This window comes from Leclercia sp. Colony189 (assembly GCF_009740165.1).
GTDB lineage: Bacteria > Pseudomonadota > Gammaproteobacteria > Enterobacterales > Enterobacteriaceae > Enterobacter.
This window is the reverse complement of record NZ_CP046557.1, coordinates 2,626,921-2,640,861: the sequence shown is the minus strand read 5'-3', so window position 1 is coordinate 2,640,861 and position 13,941 is coordinate 2,626,921. Positions and strand designations below refer to the sequence as shown.

Below are 13,941 nucleotides of genomic sequence, written 5' to 3'. Positions count from 1 at the left end.
GTGATATAGTGGTTATAGTTAACCCTTTCTTTATTATCAAATCGTCTTAAGCGATTGCCCGTGTGCGCTAAATCGGATGGTCTGGCATGAAACTACAGCAGCTCCGCTATATCGTTGAGGTGGTCAACCATAACCTTAACGTCTCCTCCACCGCAGAAGGTCTTTACACTTCGCAACCCGGCATCAGTAAGCAGGTACGCATGCTTGAAGATGAGCTGGGGATCCAGATTTTCGCCCGCAGTGGTAAGCATCTTACCCAGGTAACGCCAGCAGGACAGGAGATTATCCGCATCGCCCGCGAAGTGCTGTCGAAGGTTGATGCCATTAAATCCGTTGCCGGAGAGCACACCTGGCCAGATAAAGGCTCGTTGTATATTGCCACCACCCACACTCAGGCGCGCTACGCGTTGCCAGGGGTGATCAAAGGCTTTATCGAGCGCTACCCTCGCGTGTCGTTGCATATGCATCAGGGCTCGCCAACACAGATTGCCGAAGCGGTCTCCAAGGGCAATGCGGACTTTGCCATCGCCACCGAAGCGCTGCACCTGTATGACGATCTGGTGATGCTGCCTTGCTATCACTGGAACCGTTCGATTGTGGTGACGCCGGAACATCCGCTGGCGGCAAAAACGTCGGTGTCCATCGAAGAGCTGGCGCAATATCCGCTGGTGACATACACCTTCGGCTTTACGGGCCGCTCGGAACTCGATACCGCCTTTAATCGCGCGGGGCTTACGCCGAGGATCGTCTTTACCGCCACCGATGCCGATGTGATCAAAACCTATGTGCGGCTGGGTCTTGGCGTCGGGGTTATCGCCAGCATGGCGGTGGATCCTGTTGCCGATCCGGATTTAGTGCGTCTGGATACCCAGGGCGTATTCGGCCACAGCACGACCAAAATTGGTTTCCGCCGTAGCACCTTCCTGCGTAGCTATATGTATGATTTTATTCAACGATTTGCGCCACATCTGACCCGTGACGTGGTAGATACGGCGGTGGCGCTGCGCTCTAACGACGATATCGAAGCGATGTTTAAAGATATTAAGCTGCCTGAAAAATAATACCCTCCGGTATCTTTCCTTCGGGAGAGATACCGTTATTTCTCTTAAGACCCGAATTAAATCCCCCCGATCTGCGTTCATTTCTCACAATAACCATAACGTTATGGCGTTTTTTTCATGAGTCAGTTGTAAAAACGTGACAAAAATAGAAAATATTTTGCAGCTATGCAAATCCCACGTTTCATTTATATATTTCCGCTCAAAAGATTAACTATTTCATGCCAGACGATTCGTAAATTCGCTGGATCTTCGACTAAAGTTTCTTTAGGATTTATCTCAACTACGATTACTTATACCAATTGTTTGGTATTCAAATGATAAGCGAAATCGATTGTATGGGGTTAGCAATGCCGTCAGGACGTCAAGAGCCGCAAAGGGACCCAGGACTTAAGCGCAAAGCCTGGCTGGCGGTGTTTCTCGGCTCCACCCTGTTTTGGGTAGTGGTGGCTTTACTTATCTGGAAATTCTGGGGTTAAGCATGGCGGTTCAGGGGCGTAGTGAAGCAGTGAAGCCTGTATGTCAGCAGCGTGACACGCGTCGCAAAGTCCGTAATGGATCTACAGGTAACGTCCCGGCATCCTGGAAGCTATCGCCTGTACAACAAGCTTTCATTGATCTCTTCGCAGAAGACGAAGACAAAAAACAATAATTCTTATTATCAGCCCCGGGCGATAATAATCCGATGCGCTTTTGTACTCTTTAATAAATACACATCAGCAATACCGAACTGAGACAAACTCAGCGAGCAATAAATTAATAAAGCGTGGTGCCGCAATGATGAATAATATATCCGGAGCTAAATACTGGTCGTGGATGGCCGCCTTTTCCCTCTCGATCCTCTTCTGGTGTCAGCTACTCTGGCTCACCCTACAGTGAATGATGAAAGCCTCGCGCCCGCGGGGCTTTTTTATGCCTTCTTTTCGCACTGAATTTGTCCATTTGAGTTGTTATCAAATCGTTACGGTGACGATGTGTTATCTTTAATTACGGCCCTGATAAAAGTCAGGGCATCGCAATCCCGGTAATTAAGGAGGAGCTTATGTCGTTAACCCTACGCGAAGCCAGTAAGGACACATTGCAGGCTGAGAACAAAACCTATCACTACTACAGCCTGCCACTGGCCGCAAAGGAACTTGGGGATATTGCGCGCTTACCCAAGTCACTTAAAGTGTTACTGGAAAACCTCCTGCGCTGGCAGGATGACCTCTCCGTTACGGCTGAGGATATTCACGCCCTGGCCGGATGGTTGCAGAACGCCCACGCCGACCGGGAGATCGCCTATCGTCCGGCCAGGGTGCTGATGCAGGATTTCACCGGCGTCCCGGCGGTGGTTGATCTGGCGGCAATGCGTGAAGCGGTAAAACGCCTGGGGGGCGATACCGCAAAAGTGAACCCGCTCTCCCCGGTTGACCTGGTTATTGACCACTCGGTGACCGTGGACCATTTTGGCGATGATGAGGCGTTTGAAGAGAACGTGCGTCTGGAGATGGAGCGTAACCACGAACGTTATGTGTTTCTGAAGTGGGGCCAGCAGGCGTTCAGTCGCTTCAGCGTCGTCCCACCTGGCACCGGTATCTGCCACCAGGTCAATCTGGAGTATCTCGGCAAAGCGGTGTGGAGTGAACTGCAGGATAAGGAGTGGGTGGCCTACCCCGATACGCTGGTCGGCACGGACTCCCACACCACCATGATCAACGGACTTGGCGTGCTGGGCTGGGGAGTAGGGGGTATCGAAGCCGAGGCCGCCATGCTCGGCCAGCCGGTCTCAATGCTAATCCCGGATGTGGTCGGCTTTAAGCTAACCGGCAAGCTGCGCGAGGGCATTACCGCCACCGACCTGGTGCTCACCGTCACCCAGATGCTGCGTAAGCACGGCGTGGTGGGTAAGTTTGTAGAATTCTATGGTGACGGCCTCGACTCTCTGCCGCTGGCAGACCGGGCCACTATCGCCAATATGGCGCCTGAATATGGCGCTACCTGCGGTTTCTTCCCCATTGACGGCGTGACGCTGGAGTATATGCGCCTTAGCGGTCGCAGCAGCGAGCAGGTCGCGCTGGTGGAAGCCTACGCCAAAGCACAGGGGATGTGGCGTAATCCGGGCGATGAGCCGGTGTTCACCAGCACCCTGGCGCTGGATATGGGCGATGTAGAGGCCAGCGTCGCCGGGCCGAAACGTCCCCAGGACCGGGTGGCTTTGCCGGATGTACCTAAGGCGTTTGCCGCCAGCACTGAACTGGAGGTCAACACCGCACAGAAGGATCGCCGCCCCATTGATTACGTCATGAACGGCCAGCAGTACCAGCTCCCGGACGGCGCGGTTGCGATCGCGGCCATCACCTCCTGCACCAACACCTCGAACCCCAGCGTCCTGATGGCGGCGGGGCTGCTGGCGAAAAAAGCGGTTACTCTCGGCCTGAAACGCCAGCCATGGGTTAAAGCCTCGCTGGCCCCGGGCTCGAAAGTGGTCTCCGATTATCTGGCGCAGGCCCGCCTGACGCCGTATCTTGATGAGCTGGGCTTTAACCTGGTGGGCTACGGGTGTACCACCTGTATCGGCAACTCTGGGCCGCTGCCGGAACCTATCGAGACAGCAATCAAGCAGGGCGATCTGACGGTAGGGGCGGTGCTCTCGGGCAACCGTAACTTTGAAGGACGTATCCATCCGCTGATTAAAACCAACTGGCTGGCCTCTCCGCCGCTGGTGGTGGCCTATGCGCTGGCGGGCAACATGAATATCAATCTGGCAACCGATCCGCTGGGATACGATCGCAAAGGGGATCCGGTTTATCTGAAAGATATCTGGCCATCGGCACAGGAAATTGCCCTTGCGGTTGAAAAAGTGTCTACCGACATGTTCCGCAAAGAGTACGCCGAAGTGTTTGAAGGCACGCCGGAGTGGAAAACCATTGAAGTGGCGCGCTCAGATACCTATAGCTGGCAGGAGGATTCCACTTATATCCGTCTCTCCCCGTTCTTTGACGAGATGCTGGCAGAACCCAAACCGCTGGAAGATATCCACGGCGCGCGCGTGCTGGCCATCCTCGGTGACTCGGTGACCACCGACCATATCTCCCCGGCAGGCAGTATCAAAGCGGATAGCCCGGCAGGACGTTATCTCCAGAGTCGTGGCGTAGAGCGACGGGACTTCAACTCCTACGGTTCGCGTCGCGGCAACCATGAAGTGATGATGCGTGGCACCTTCGCTAATATTCGTATCCGCAACGAGATGGTGCCTGGGGTGGAAGGCGGAATGACTCGCTATCTGCCCGGAACCGAAGTGATCTCAATCTATGATGCCGCCATGAAATATCAGCAGGATGGCATCCCGCTGGCGGTCATTGCCGGGAAAGAGTACGGCTCCGGATCAAGCCGCGACTGGGCAGCAAAAGGACCCAGGTTGCTCGGTGTACGCGTCGTTATCGCCGAATCGTTTGAGCGTATTCACCGTTCAAACCTGATCGGGATGGGGATTTTACCTCTGGAGTTCCCGGAGGGGGTATCGCGTAAAACCCTGGGGCTGACGGGTGAGGAGCGCATTGACATTGCGGATCTGCAGAACCTGACGCCTGGTGCCACCGTGCCGGTCAAACTGACGCGAGCTGATGGGCAAACCGAGGTGGTGAACTGCCGCTGTCGTATCGATACCGCGACGGAGCTCACCTACTACCAGAACGACGGCATTTTGCACTATGTCATTCGTAATATGCTGAACTAAAGGAAAATCAGCCCGGCATAAATTGCCGGGCTGTTGTTTTTACTTATTAAGCAGATGACCTAGCTTGGCCGCTTTGGTATCCAGATAGTGTTCGTTTTTCGGGTTACGCCCTACAATCAGCGGCACACGTTCTACGATGTTGATCCCGGCTTCGGTCAGGATCTCCACCTTCCGCGGGTTGTTGGTCAGCAGACGCACTTCATCGACGCCCAGCAGCTTGAACATATCCGCGCACAGGGTGAAATCACGTTCATCGGCAGCAAAGCCCAACTGGTGATTAGCTTCAACCGTATCGTAGCCTTGATCCTGCAACGCATAGGCGCGGATCTTATTCAGCAGACCGATGTTGCGGCCCTCCTGACGGTGATACAGCAGAATGCCCCGGCCCTCTTCGGCGATGCGCGACAGGGCAGCTTCAAGTTGAAAACCACAATCGCAGCGCAGGCTAAACAGGGCATCACCCGTAAGACACTCAGAATGAACGCGAGCCAGAACCGGCGTCTGCCCGGACGTATCGCCGAAGACTAACGCGACATGATCCTGCCCGGTTGCCAGTTCTTCAAAGCCCACCATCAGGAAATCGCCCCAGGGGGTTGGCAGATTGGCTTCTGCCACACGTTTAAGCTGCATGTGATTCTCCAGAAAATGCTGACACGCCTTGTGTCTGTCGCCTGTTTGGCTGTCGGTATGTTCTTATTTTGCCACAAGCTGCACGGGTTCACCTAATCACTGCCGGCTTAACGAACGTTAAACGCACAATCCGACATTTTTACGCAGTTCTGATTTTTCGGTTATGATTGTGAGGCTTATCGGAAAAAGGAGACGACATGCTTTCAATTGCCCGCCGCACGGCGGTTGGCGCGGGGATATTGCTCATTATGCCTGCGGCCTTATGGATATCGGGCTGGCAGTGGCAGCCAGGCACGAATAGCGGATGGTTGAAGGTGCTGTTCTGGATAACGGAGACCGTCACCCAGCCCTGGGGAATTATTACGCATACGCTACTCTGCGGCTGGTTTTTGTGGTGCCTGCGTTTCCGCCTGCGGGCAGCCATCATGCTCTTTGCCATCCTTGCGGGGGTCATTCTGGTGGGTCAGGGCGTTAAATCTCTGGTAAAAGATCGGGTGCAGGAGCCGCGTCCTTTCGTGGTCTGGCTGGAAAAAACTCACCATGTCCCGGTCAACGACTTCTACAATTTAAAGCGTAAAGCGCGCGGTGAGCTGGTAGAAGAACAGCTTGCTGAACAACAGACTATTCCCACTTTTTTACGTAAACACTGGCAGAAAGAGACCGGTTTTGCTTTCCCGTCCGGGCATACCATGTTCGCGGCAAGCTGGGCGTTACTGGGGATAGGGTTGCTGTGGCCGCGTCGGCGCACGGTGACTATTGTGGTACTGCTGGTCTGGGCGACGGGCGTGATGGGAAGCCGCTTGCTGCTTGGCATGCACTGGCCGCGGGATCTGGTGGTCGCCACATTGATTTCCTGGCTGTTGATCACCTGTGCGACCTGGCTTGCTCAGCGATTCTGTGGCCCGCTCACGCCTCCGGCTGAAGAGAAGCGGGAAATTGCCGACAGAGAGCAAGAAAGCTGACTAAGGTTGAAATTATTATATTAAGCCGCAGATCTGGACGTGGCGCGACGCTTTTTCCGTTTCGCGCCCGTCCTGAAAATGGTAGTTTATAAGGCTGGTTACGCTATGGTGAACACTCTTTATTCGCTTAAACCACATAACGGGAAGTAATGTGAAATATTTACTCATTTTCTTACTGGTGTTGGCGATTTTTGTCATTTCCGTCACATTGGGTGCGCAAAACGATCAACAGGTAACGTTTAATTATCTGCTGGCGCAAGGCGAATATCGGATATCCAGCCTCCTGGCGGTTCTGTTTGCTGCCGGGTTTGTTATCGGCTGGCTGATTTGCGGTCTGTTCTGGCTTAAAGTTCGGGTAACACTCGCCCGGGCTGAACGAAAGATTAAACGTCTTGAAAACCAAATTGCGCCTCCGGCCGACGTTCCGGTAAGTTCAGGTGTGCCGGTAGCGAAGGAATAATCTAAGATGCTGGAGTTGTTGTTTCTGCTTTTGCCTGTAGCCGCAGCCTATGGCTGGTATATGGGCCGCAGAAGTGCGCAACAAACAAAGCAGGATGAGGCGAACCGTCTTTCTCGCGACTATGTCGCCGGGGTTAACTTCCTTCTGAGCAACCAACAGGATAAAGCGGTCGATCTGTTCCTTGAGATGTTGAAAGAGGATACCGGTACCGTTGAAGCCCACCTTACGCTCGGTAATCTGTTCCGCTCCCGCGGTGAAGTCGACCGCGCCATCCGCATCCACCAGACCTTAATGGAGAGCGCCTCATTAACCTATGAGCAGCGTTTGCTGGCGGTACAACAGCTGGGCCGTGACTACATGGCGGCCGGCCTCTACGATCGCGCCGAAGAGATGTTCAAGCAGCTGGTGGATGAAACTGATTTTCGCATCAGCGCCCTGCAGCAGTTGCTGCAGATTTACCAGGCCACCAGCGAATGGCAGAAAGCGATCGACGTTGCTGAACGTCTGGTGAAGCTCGGTAAAGATAAACAGCGCGTTGAAATTGGCCACTTTTACTGTGAACTCGCCCTGCAACAGATGGGCAGCGAAGATATGGACAAAGCCATGGCGCTTCTTCGCAAGGGTGCCGCCGCGGATCGCAGCAGCGCGCGTGTCTCCATCATGATGGGGCGCGTCTATATGGCGAAAGGGGATTACCAGAAGGCGGTGGAGAGTCTGCTCCGGGTTATCGATCAGGATAAAGAGCTGGTCAGCGAAACCCTGGAGATGTTGCAAACCTGCTATCAGCAGCTGGGCATGACCTCAGAGTGGGTGGCTTTCCTGCGCCGTTGCGTGGAAGAGAACACCGGGGCGACAGCGGAGCTGATGCTGGCGGATGTGGTTCAGGAACACGAGGGCAGTGATACGGCGCAGGTCTACATTACCCGCCAGCTGCAGCGCCATCCCACCATGCGCGTCTTCCATAAGTTGATGGATTATCACCTGAACGAGGCAGAAGAGGGGCGCGCCAAAGAGAGCCTGATGGTGCTGCGCGACATGGTAGGCGAGCAGGTGCGCAGCAAGCCGCGCTATCGCTGCCAGAAGTGTGGTTTTACGGCCTATACCCTCTACTGGCACTGTCCGTCATGCCGCGCCTGGTCCACCATTAAGCCAATTCGCGGCCTCGATGGGCAGTAATTTTTAAAAAGGCTTAATTTAGTTACAACATACTAATTAAGGTGAAACACTGGGTCCGTGCGCGCTGTAGTCTGGCAGGAAAGAAAATGTAACCTGTTAATTTTTGTGGTGCGCAGGTAGAATGCTCGCCGTTTAACATTCCCGCGCCGATGCGGCGCCCATCGACGAGAAGGTCCGGTCATGACGTCTGTAGCTTCATCTTCCTCCCGCGTAGTTACTGAATCTCCTGTTGTTGTCGCTCTGGATTACAACAATCGCGACAATGCCCTGGCGTTCGTTGATCGAATTGATCCGCAAGACTGCCGCCTGAAAATCGGTAAAGAGATGTTCACGCTTTTTGGTCCGCAAATTGTTCGGGATATGCAGCAGCGCGGATTTGATGTCTTTCTGGATCTGAAATTCCACGATATTCCTAACACCACGGCCCATGCGGTTGCGGCTGCGGCTGAGCTTGGAGTCTGGATGGTGAACGTTCACGCCTCCGGCGGGGCGCGTATGATGACCGCCGCTCGCGAAGCGCTGTTACCCTTCGGTAAAGAGGCCCCATTGCTGATTGCCGTTACCGTGCTGACCAGCATGGAAGCCAGCGATCTGCTGGACCTTGGCGTGACGTTGTCACCGGCAGAGCATGCCGAACGTCTGGCCCGCCTGACGCACTCCTGTGGCCTTGATGGCGTCGTCTGCTCTGCTCAGGAAGCCGTTCGCTTCAAAAGTGCCATCGGACAGGATTTCAAGCTTGTCACGCCGGGTATCCGTCCCCAGGGGAGCGATGCAGGCGATCAGCGCCGCATCATGACCCCAGAACAGGCGCTGGCGGCGGGCGTGGACTATATGGTTATTGGTCGACCGGTCACCCAGTCAGCCGATCCGGCACAAACCCTTAAAGCTATCAACGCATCACTTCAGAAGGGGGCGTAATGCGCGACACTAACAGCCGCCTGGTCTATTCGACAGAAACCGGGCGCATTGATGAGCCAAAAGAGGTCGCGGAGCGACCAAAAGGTGATGGCATTGTACGTATTCAACGCCAGACCAGCGGACGTAAAGGGAAGGGCGTATCGCTGATCACCGGAATTGACGCCGACGATGCCACCCTTACGCAGATTGCCGCAGAATTGAAGAAAAAATGCGGATGCGGCGGCTCAGTTAAAGATGGCGTTATTGAGATCCAGGGCGATAAGCGGGATCTCATTAAATCCTTCCTGGAAGCAAAAGGGATGAAAGTGAAATTAGCGGGCGGTTAACGTACCGCCAAAACAAATAAGCCACGGTCAGACCGTGGCTTATTGTTTTTATTTTGAGATAGCGCCAGAACAGCAGGGCGTTATCAAATGACTGCGGTGGCAATCGGTAGGTTATTTAACCTGGTGACCGATGATCCCACCCACTGCAGCACCACCCAGGGTACCCAGCGTGCTACCGTCAGTTAAGACGGAACCACCGATTGCGCCAGCACCCGCACCAATCGCGGTATTACGGTCTTGTCTGCTCATGCCGGAGCACGCGCTCAGGGATAATGCCAGCGTAACGGCCAGCATAGCAGCGGATAATTTTTTGCTGTTAAAAGTCATAATTCATTCTCCTGAAGTATTGATCCACGGAAATCATTTCGCTTAAATGGTTATCAATCCCCCTCAAGCGCGTTATTCCATTAAACTTGATTGCGCAGGCGTTACAAGATCACGCAGGTGATAGTTACTTCCTGTTATATCGCTAACAATAATTTTACGTCTTTATTACTGATCCGACAGGTAAATAGTCTTAAACGGGGGTTCAGAAAAGTCTCAGAGCGAAGGGGCAGAAAAATGACGCCCGATATTCGGGCGTTAGAGTAGGGTCAGGCAGGTTTTTTGACGATATCGACGGTTAAGCCGTCTTGCTGCAGATTAGCGATGTGCGCCTGTTTAATGCCCTCGTCGGTAATAACCCGGCTGAAGCGAGAGACCGGGCCCATTGTATAAGGGTGAACCGCGCCGAATTTTGAGCTGTCGGTGAGCACAATGGTCTCGCCGCCTTTCTCCAGCACCGCATTTACCACATCCGAGCGCATCATGTCCCGTCCGGTAAAGCCGGTATCAGGCAACCAGCCATCAATGCCGATAAATGCCTTGTTGAAATGGACCTGCTGCACATACTGACGGGTAAGCGGGCCAACCATGCTTTCGCTTTTTTTCTGGTAAATGCCGCCGAGCAAAATCACTTCGCTGCGCGTCTCCTTCAGAAGATGCGCTATATAGCTGCTCACCGTCACGATGGTAACCTCTTCTTTCTGGTCGGCCAGCGTGCGCGCGAGAAGGGCATTGCAGCTGCCGTTCTCGATAAACACCGTTTCGCCATTATTCACCAGAGACGCGGCAAACTCCGCCAGCTCGCGTTTCAGCGCATAGTTGTTCATCATCCGCGTTTCAACATCTTCGCTGTCCAGCGGGACGGCGTAACCATGCGCGCGACGGAGATAGCTCATTTTTTCCAGAAGATTGAGATCCTGGCGGATGGTGACTTCTGACACGCCGGTCGCTTTTGCCAGATCAACGACACTCACACGCCCTGTATCGATCACCATCTGTAATATTACTTGTTGTCGGGAGTTCATAGCATCCATATTAAAACGGCATCGCCGTTAGTTGAAAACTGACATAAACACGAGAGATGGATCGAGCCTTAAACTTCCCAGGGGGATTTAGGCGATACTGCCTCGGGGTTTTTCTGCTCGCCCGCCTGGGTCAGTAATTCTGATTTTAATATCTCGAGATTACGAAGAGCAGAGTTCACATCGCCTGCGACCAGAATATCCAGCACAGTATCAATACGTTGCGCCACTTTCAGTGCATCGATATCAGACATAATCTCATCCCTAAATGAAAAGTGAATAAATTCAATGATGCAGAAATTGAAGGCAAAAGAGAAGGGAAAAAGTGAGCTAACGAAAGCCCATTAATGGTGGTGATATTTTGATGCTTCTTTATACGTAGGAATTATGTAGTGGATTAGTCTAACTCTGCGCGCAAGGCGCTTTTTTCTATGAGGAATTAGACTATGACAATTATCAATCAGGCAACCTGTAAACTGTTCACTGATTCTGCACGATTCACTCAGCTCGCCGGCTATTACGAGGAGGAGAGACGTACCGTGTGGATGATGTTACGGGCCCAGCCGCGTCCCTGCTTCAATCATGCGCTTATAGAGGAGATTATGAACCTGTCCTGGCTGGTGCGTCAGTCCGGGTTTGAGGTTGATTTCTGGGTGACCGGTTCGCTGGTGCCCGATATGTATAATACTGGCGGCGATTTACGCTTCTTTGTCGAGTGCATTGAGAACGGTCGTCGGGAAGCGCTTCGGGCCTATGCCCGCGCCTGTGTGGACTGTGTCCACGCCGCATCGCGGGGATTTGATACCGGGGCGATCACCCTGTCGATGGTAGAGGGCAGTGCCCTTGGCGGTGGCTTTGAAGCGGCGCTGGCGCACCACTTTTTACTGGCGCAACGGGATGCCCGCTTAGGGTTTCCTGAAATCGCCTTTAACCTGTTCCCCGGGATGGGAGGCTACTCGCTGGTTGCCCGCCGCTCTGGTATGAAACTGGCAGAAGAGCTGATCTATAAAGGGGAGTCGCACACTGCGGAATGGTATGAGCAGCAGGGGCTGGTGGACGTGCTGTTCGAACCCGGCCAGGGCTACGTGGCGACGCGGACCTTCATCGACACGTTACAACCCAAAATGAATGGCGTCAGAGCGATGCTGCGCGCCCGCCAGCGGGTATTGCAGCTGTCGCGCAGTGAGCTGATGGACATCACGGAAGATTGGGTAGACGCCGCATTCTGCCTGCAACCTAAGGACGTGGCCTATATGCAGCGGCTGGTGCTGTTGCAGGACCGCCACACGGCATCGGGGCTGCGTAAAGCCAGCTAGCGCGCATTGCGTGACTGATAGCGTTTAAACCATCGCTCGAAAGCGACAGCGGGCATGGGTTTAGCAAACAGAAATCCCTGTCGTTCATTGACGCCGTTCTTCGTCAGAAAGGCGTCTTCTTTCGCACTCTCGACCCCTTCGGCAATCACCTGCAAATTCAGCGCCTGAGCGACTGCAACGATCGCGCGCACCAGCGATTGCGACACCGACTGCTTATGGATATCCCGGACAAATGCCTGGTCGAGCTTAATGGCATCGATGGGAAAACGCGCCAGTTGCGACAGCGACGAATAACCGGTTCCGAAATCATCAAGGTGGATCTGCGCCCCCAGCTGGCTGAACTGCTGGATCACCGACAGCGCCAGCTCTTCGTTTTCAATCAGGCAGCTTTCGGTCAATTCAACGTCAATGGGGCAATATTCAAAATTGAGATCCTTCAGCGCCTGTTTCAGATCGCTGAAAATCGTCTGATCTGCCAGCTGGCGGGCCGAAACGTTGACCGCCACGCGTAAATTGATGCCTTTATCGCGCCATTTGGCAACCTGACGAACCACATCCAGCATCACCCAACGCCCCAATGGAACGATCAGTCCGGACTCTTCGGCGTAGGAGATAAACTCCAGCGGCGGGATCAGTCCGCGCTCCGGAGACTGCCAACGCACCAGCGCTTCGAGGGTTCTCACCTCGCCACGCCAGGTAATTTTGGGCTGGTAGTGGATCACCAGTTGATCATTCTCCAGCGCCTTGCGCAGATTGGTGTCCAGCCACAGATATTCAAATACGCGCTGATTCATTTCCGGGGAGAAAACGCAGAACTTGCCGCGTCCGTTCTCTTTCGCGGTATACATGGCCGTATCGGCGTTGCGTATCACGCTTTCCCGATCGGTGCCGTGCTGCGGCGCGAGGGAGATCCCCAGCGAACAGCCGGTGTAGACTTCAATTAAACCAATCCGGAAAGGCTGACGCAGGCGGGTGAGGATCCGCGAAGCCATGGCCTCGAGCGCACCCTGTGACGTACCGGTTGCCAGCACGATAAACTCGTCGCCACCCAGACGCGCAAGAACCTGCCCGTCCTCCAGGCAACTGAGGATAGCCAGCGCCACCGCCTGCAGCAGCTGATCGCCAAACATATGCCCGTAGGCATCATTCACTTTTTTGAAATTATCGAGGTCAAGATAGACCACGCCCACCTGGCCATCGCCACGGGTTTCAATCGCTTCGCTGATCAGATCGTGGATAGCGTTGCGGTTTGGCAGGCCGGTAATGGTGTCGGTATTGGCAAGTACACGAAGACGTTCCTGGGCACGGCGTTCTTCAGTGATATCCGTACCGGAACAGATAAGGAATATTTCATTTTTTCCGCTGCCGCTGTGCACGAATTTATTACGGAATAAAAACAAACGCTGCCCTTTGCGGGTTTTAATCCAGCGTTCCACTTCATAGGAGCTGCCGTCCCGAAAAAAACCGCTGATATTACGCCGGGAAGCCGCTGCCTCGCTGCGGCTCATAAACAGTTTAAAGACGTTCTGACCGATAACCTCGTGCTCTTTCATCCCGGTATATTCTTCGCTCAGGCGGTTGAAGCGTTGAATATTGCCGTGCCGGTCGAGAATAACGATGACCGAGTTGGCCTCTGAAACCACCTGCTCGGCAAAGGATAACCCCTGCGCCAGATCGCGGGCGACGGAAGGGGTGTCGTTCCAGGCGGAGGCGGTACCGGTCCACTCTTTTTTATTGATCTTACGTCCCACCAGGTGCACTGGCACCTCGGTTCCGTAGAGGGAGAGCGTCATGGTAATACTGGAGGTAATAACCGTCATCTGGCGAATGCTGTTGGCCTGCTCGTCATTCAGCGCCACAACCTGCGTGGTATCGGCGCTTTCGCTGGCCGCAAGATGGAGCGCGTTACTGTCCGCCGTCAGTCGCCACCAGGGACTGTGGGTGCCCATGTAACGAAACAGCAAATTTTGCTCCAGATCGTCAATCATGCTCTCTCCCAGGCGCACTTAATTGCACACACTGTGCATTTTC

At 54.0% G+C, this 13,941-nt stretch carries 15 protein-coding genes; 10 read left to right on the top strand and 5 right to left on the bottom strand.

Annotated elements, in window-relative coordinates; all coding sequences use genetic code 11:
* The first annotated feature begins 86 nt into the window (after nucleotides 1-86).
* From cysB to acnA, 4 genes are all read left to right on the top strand, one after another.
* On the top strand, nucleotides 87-1,061 hold the full coding sequence (cysB, locus tag GNG29_RS12490; protein ID WP_103179887.1) for an HTH-type transcriptional regulator CysB: 975 nt from the start codon (nucleotides 87-89) through the stop codon (nucleotides 1,059-1,061).
* Nucleotides 1,062-1,396: 335 nt separating this feature from the next.
* Complete coding sequence (locus tag GNG29_RS12485) at nucleotides 1,397-1,537, top strand: YmiA family putative membrane protein (RefSeq protein ID WP_214422604.1); 141 nt, start codon at nucleotides 1,397-1,399, stop codon at nucleotides 1,535-1,537.
* 298 nt (nucleotides 1,538-1,835) lie between these two features.
* Nucleotides 1,836-1,937 carry a small membrane protein YmiC gene (gene ymiC / locus GNG29_RS23345; RefSeq protein ID WP_231736514.1) on the top strand — a complete coding sequence of 34 codons (102 nt, stop codon included), beginning with the start codon at nucleotides 1,836-1,838 and terminating at the stop codon, nucleotides 1,935-1,937.
* 163 nt (nucleotides 1,938-2,100) lie between these two features.
* Nucleotides 2,101-4,776 (top strand): aconitate hydratase AcnA, encoded by a 2,676-nt coding sequence (gene acnA / locus GNG29_RS12480; protein ID WP_156654652.1) that lies wholly within the window; start codon nucleotides 2,101-2,103, stop codon nucleotides 4,774-4,776.
* A gap of 39 nt (nucleotides 4,777-4,815) precedes the next feature.
* On the opposite strand, the gene ribA is transcribed toward acnA, so the two are convergent.
* Entirely contained in the window at nucleotides 4,816-5,406 is a 591-nt protein-coding gene (gene ribA, locus GNG29_RS12475; RefSeq protein ID WP_168192025.1) for a GTP cyclohydrolase II, read from the bottom strand.
* A 197-nt stretch (nucleotides 5,407-5,603) separates the two neighbouring features.
* Here ribA and pgpB point away from each other — a divergent pair, with 197 nt between their 5' ends.
* From pgpB to yciH, 5 genes are all read left to right on the top strand, one after another.
* Nucleotides 5,604-6,368, top strand: a complete 765-nt coding sequence (gene pgpB, locus GNG29_RS12470; protein ID WP_156654651.1) for a phosphatidylglycerophosphatase B — start codon at nucleotides 5,604-5,606, stop codon at nucleotides 6,366-6,368.
* A 151-nt stretch (nucleotides 6,369-6,519) separates the two neighbouring features.
* Complete coding sequence (locus GNG29_RS12465; RefSeq protein WP_103179883.1) at nucleotides 6,520-6,828, top strand: LapA family protein; 309 nt, start codon at nucleotides 6,520-6,522, stop codon at nucleotides 6,826-6,828.
* A 6-nt stretch (nucleotides 6,829-6,834) separates the two neighbouring features.
* Nucleotides 6,835-8,004: a lipopolysaccharide assembly protein LapB gene (lapB, locus tag GNG29_RS12460; protein WP_103179882.1), complete on the top strand. Its 1,170-nt coding sequence runs from the start codon at nucleotides 6,835-6,837 to the stop codon at nucleotides 8,002-8,004.
* A gap of 180 nt (nucleotides 8,005-8,184) precedes the next feature.
* The gene (pyrF, locus tag GNG29_RS12455; protein ID WP_103179881.1) at nucleotides 8,185-8,922 is read left to right on the top strand and encodes an orotidine-5'-phosphate decarboxylase; all 738 of its coding nucleotides are present in this window, start codon (nucleotides 8,185-8,187) and stop codon (nucleotides 8,920-8,922) included.
* Nucleotides 8,922-9,248, top strand: a complete 327-nt coding sequence (gene yciH, locus GNG29_RS12450) for a stress response translation initiation inhibitor YciH (protein ID WP_156654650.1) — start codon at nucleotides 8,922-8,924, stop codon at nucleotides 9,246-9,248. The genes pyrF and yciH overlap by 1 nt, the downstream gene beginning before the upstream one ends.
* A gap of 111 nt (nucleotides 9,249-9,359) precedes the next feature.
* Here yciH and osmB read toward each other — a convergent pair whose 3' ends face one another.
* The 3 genes from osmB to GNG29_RS12435 form a co-directional block, all read right to left on the bottom strand.
* The gene (gene osmB, locus GNG29_RS12445; RefSeq protein WP_103179879.1) at nucleotides 9,360-9,575 is read right to left on the bottom strand and encodes an osmotically-inducible lipoprotein OsmB; all 216 of its coding nucleotides are present in this window, start codon (nucleotides 9,573-9,575) and stop codon (nucleotides 9,360-9,362) included.
* Nucleotides 9,576-9,841: 266 nt separating this feature from the next.
* On the bottom strand, nucleotides 9,842-10,597 hold the full coding sequence (locus GNG29_RS12440) for a DNA-binding transcriptional regulator YciT (protein ID WP_103179878.1): 756 nt from the start codon (nucleotides 10,595-10,597) through the stop codon (nucleotides 9,842-9,844).
* Nucleotides 10,598-10,665: 68 nt separating this feature from the next.
* Nucleotides 10,666-10,848, bottom strand: coding sequence for a hypothetical protein (locus tag GNG29_RS12435; protein WP_103179877.1), 183 nt, complete (start codon nucleotides 10,846-10,848; stop codon nucleotides 10,666-10,668).
* 192 nt (nucleotides 10,849-11,040) lie between these two features.
* Between GNG29_RS12435 and GNG29_RS12430 the strand changes: the two genes are divergently transcribed.
* Nucleotides 11,041-11,910 (top strand): crotonase/enoyl-CoA hydratase family protein, encoded by an 870-nt coding sequence (locus tag GNG29_RS12430; protein ID WP_156654649.1) that lies wholly within the window; start codon nucleotides 11,041-11,043, stop codon nucleotides 11,908-11,910.
* Here GNG29_RS12430 and pdeR read toward each other — a convergent pair.
* Nucleotides 11,907-13,898, bottom strand: coding sequence for a cyclic di-GMP phosphodiesterase (pdeR, locus tag GNG29_RS12425; RefSeq protein ID WP_156654648.1), 1,992 nt, complete (start codon nucleotides 13,896-13,898; stop codon nucleotides 11,907-11,909). The genes GNG29_RS12430 and pdeR overlap by 4 nt on opposite strands.
* Nucleotides 13,899-13,941: the final 43 nt, after the last annotated feature.